Annotated in this window: 1 protein-coding gene and 1 pseudogene; one reads left to right on the forward strand and one right to left on the reverse strand. The window is 64.6% G+C overall.

The window, feature by feature from the left end:
* Positions 1 to 115: 115 nt before the first annotated feature.
* Entirely contained in the window at positions 116 to 2698 is a 2583-nt protein-coding gene (locus Q1L50_RS01945) for a ligand-binding sensor domain-containing diguanylate cyclase (RefSeq protein WP_300335501.1), read from the forward strand.
* Positions 2699 to 2760: 62 nt separating this feature from the next.
* Here Q1L50_RS01945 and Q1L50_RS01950 read toward each other — a convergent pair.
* A pseudogene (locus Q1L50_RS01950) lies at positions 2761 to 3189 on the reverse strand (ATP-binding domain-containing protein); the annotation flags it as partial.
* Positions 3190 to 3305 lie beyond the last annotated feature (116 nt).

Genomic DNA, 3305 nt, shown 5'->3' on the forward strand with positions numbered 1-3305 from the left:
ATACTTCGATTTCCACATACACCTCCTTCGTGATCATCGGCGCCTCAAAAAATCGCCGATCTTCTCAGTTCGGTGTATCAACTTTCAATCGTTGCGCTGTATCAATTTACTTCCGTTGCTGACAGACGGCAGCGTCGACCTCGGTGGTCGCCTCGTCCAGGCGCTGTTGCAGGCGTCGGATGGGCGCATCTGGGTCGGCACGCAGCAAGGCGATCTGGCGATTATCGACCCCGCCAGCGGCCATGGCGTGCTCGTCGAGCACACACGCGACGCCGCAAACCAAGGCGCGGTGTCGAGCCTGGTCGAGGCGCCGGGAGGACGAATCTGGGTCGGCCGATCGTCTGGAATCGAAATTCGTGAGTTGGCTGACGGTCGCCTGCTGCAGCGCCTGCAACACGATTTGCGCAAGCGTACGAGTCTGGCAGGCAACGAGGTTGCCGCGCTGATTCGCGATCACTCGGGTTTGATCTGGGTTGGCGGCTTTGGCGTTGGTCTGCAACGCCATGACCCGAACAAGCGAAGCATCTGGTTGCGTGGTGCCGATCCACAGCCTGACGGCCCATTTTCCGAAGCCGATGTGCGCAGCGTGCTGCAACTGGATAATGGTGAAATATGGGCGGCCACGCACAAGGGTGGCGTGGCGGTGATGGACAGCCAGTTGCGTGTCACCGGCGCGGTCTGGCCGCGCAACCGCCGGCCCACCGAGGCGGCGGCGCCAGGAGCCAGGCCGTCGCTGCCGCCGGTTTTCGTCGAAGCCATCGCGCAGGCCGGCGATGGCAGCGTCTGGCTGGGCGCCGATTCCGAGCTCTATCAGTTCAGCGGCGACCGCCGGCAACTGCGCATCGTCGCGCACGGCGGCGGCCTGACCAGACGGTTGCTGGCCAGCAGCGATGGCTCGCTGTGGGTGGCCACGCAGGGCGGCGTTTATTGCCTGCGACCCGGCGCGGCCGAAGTCTTGCGCACCGATATCAACGCGCTCGCCGAGGCCGCTGATGGCAGTGTCTGGGTCGGCGGTGGCAAGGGGCTCTTTCGCGTTCCTGCCGGCAGCAGCGAACTGCAGCCGGTCAAAGCGAAAGGTGGTGCCGGCCTCGGCAACGTCAGTGTCATCGGACTGCTGTTCGATCATCAGCAGACGCTGTGGGTCGACACCGCGGTGACCGGTCTGCATCGAATGAGCCGCTGGGACGACGGCCAGCCGGTCCGCTTCGAGCACATCAGCGCCCGCCACGGCGTCGTCAGTCGGCCATTTGGCGGCAATTTGATGGAAGACCGGCGTGGTCGCATCTGGACGCAGATGTACGTCTATGACCCGGCCAGCGATCGGCTCGAAGAGCTGACGGCAGCGGATGGTGCCGATCTCGGCACCGGCTGGTTCCTGGCGCGCACCAGGACGGCTGATGGCCGCATGCTCTTCGGCGGCAGCAAGGGCATGCTGGTGGTCAGCCCGGAGAGTTTCGACGCTTCGGGTTACGCGCCGCCGCTGGTGATCTCCGAGCTGAACATCAACGGTCAGCGACACGCCGCCGGCCGGCTCCAGGAGGGGCTGCAGCTGACGCCCGAGCAGCGCAGCTTCAGCGTTGCCTTTGCAGCAATCGACTACAGCGACGCTGGCCGCGCTCGCTACGCGTACCAGTTGGCCGGTTTCGACCCCGACTGGATCCACGTTAGCGCCGATTCCCGGGTCGCCAGCTACAGCAATCTGGCTCCCGGCGACTATCTGTTGCGCATTCGCGCGACCAACCGCAGCGGCGTCTGGAGTCCGCACGAGCTGGCGATCAAGCTGCGCATCCTGCCCGCCTGGTGGCAAACGTGGTGGTTCCGTCTGGCGTCTTTTGCGCTGCTGCTGGTGATGATCTACGCTTTGGTGCAGCTGCGCACGCGCCATCTGCGTGCGCGCCAGAGCGAGCTGAAGCGACTGGTGCGCGAGCGCACGATCGAACTGGAGACGCTGACCCTGGCCCTTCAGCGCGAGTCGGCCGCGCTGCAGGAGTCCAGCCTGACCGACCCCTTGACCGGTCTGCGCAACCGCCGCTTCCTGACGCAGCACATCGACGCCGATGCGGCGCTGGCGATGCGCGAGTACGAGAGCCACCTGAGGTTCGGCGCACGCTTGCGGGAAGACGCCGGGTTGATCTTCTTCCTGTTCGACATTGATCACTTCAAACAGGTCAACGACCAGCGCGGCCATGCCGCCGGCGACGCGGTGATCATCCAGATGTGCGATCGACTGGCGGGTGTGTTCCGCGATACCGACTACCTGGTGCGCTGGGGCGGCGAAGAATTCCTCGTCGTGGCGCGCGCGACGCCGCGCGCGCATGCGGCCGAACTTGCCGAGCGCGCGCGCGCCACGGTCGCCGATCAGCCTTTCGAACTGGACGATGGCAGTCTGCTCGCCAAGACCTGCTCGATCGGCTTCTGCTGCTTCCCGCTGGCGACGCAGTATCCGGGCGCGCTGGGCTGGAGTGCCGTGGTCAACATCGCTGATGCGGCGCTCTATGTCGTCAAGACCTCCGGCCGCAATGGCTGGCTGGGAGCGCTGGACGCCCGGAGCGAATCGGCTGAAGCGTTGCTCGGCTGGTCGCGCAGGCCCCTGGCCGACTGGGCGCGCGCAGGCGACCTGAACGTGGTGTGGTCGCCCGAGCACAGCGGCCTGGCGGCAGCCCTCGGTGCCTGCCGGCGGCACTTGGAGACCCGGTGAGCTTGGGGCCTTGTCGCTCGGCCGAGTCGCGCGCCGGGCACAGGGACTGTGGGGATCGTGGATCAGGGCCGAGTGCTGGCTAGGCGCTCTTTCAGCCTGGACCAGCGTCTTTCCACCTGCCTGCCCTTGACCGCCATCGCCAGTGCTTTCTTCTGGCCGACCAGCACCACCAGCGTCTTGCCACGCGTAATGCCGGTGTAGATCAGGTTGCGCTTGAGCATCATGTAATGCTGGGTCGAGATCGGAATCACCACCACCGGGTATTCCGAGCCCTGCGACTTGTGGATCGTCGTCGCGTAGCTGAGCACCAGCTCGTCGAGTTCGCCGAACGGGTAGCTGACCAGCCGGCCGTCGAAGGTCACGGCGAGTTCTTCTTCGTCGTGATCGATTCCGGTCACCAGGCCGATGTCGCCGTTGAATACATCGCGGTCGTAGTTGTTCTCGATCTGCATCACCTTGTCGCCGACACTGAAACAACTGCCAAACTTCAGATTTCCTGATCCCGGCCGGGAATGTAGGTAGAATTCCGGAATTGCGAGTAGCACTTTATTTCGAAGGCCATAATTTTCGTATGGCATAGACCAAGCGTCGCTAGGAGTGCAAGGAG

The organism is Accumulibacter sp., from assembly GCF_029255145.1.
GTDB lineage: Bacteria > Pseudomonadota > Gammaproteobacteria > Burkholderiales > Rhodocyclaceae > Accumulibacter.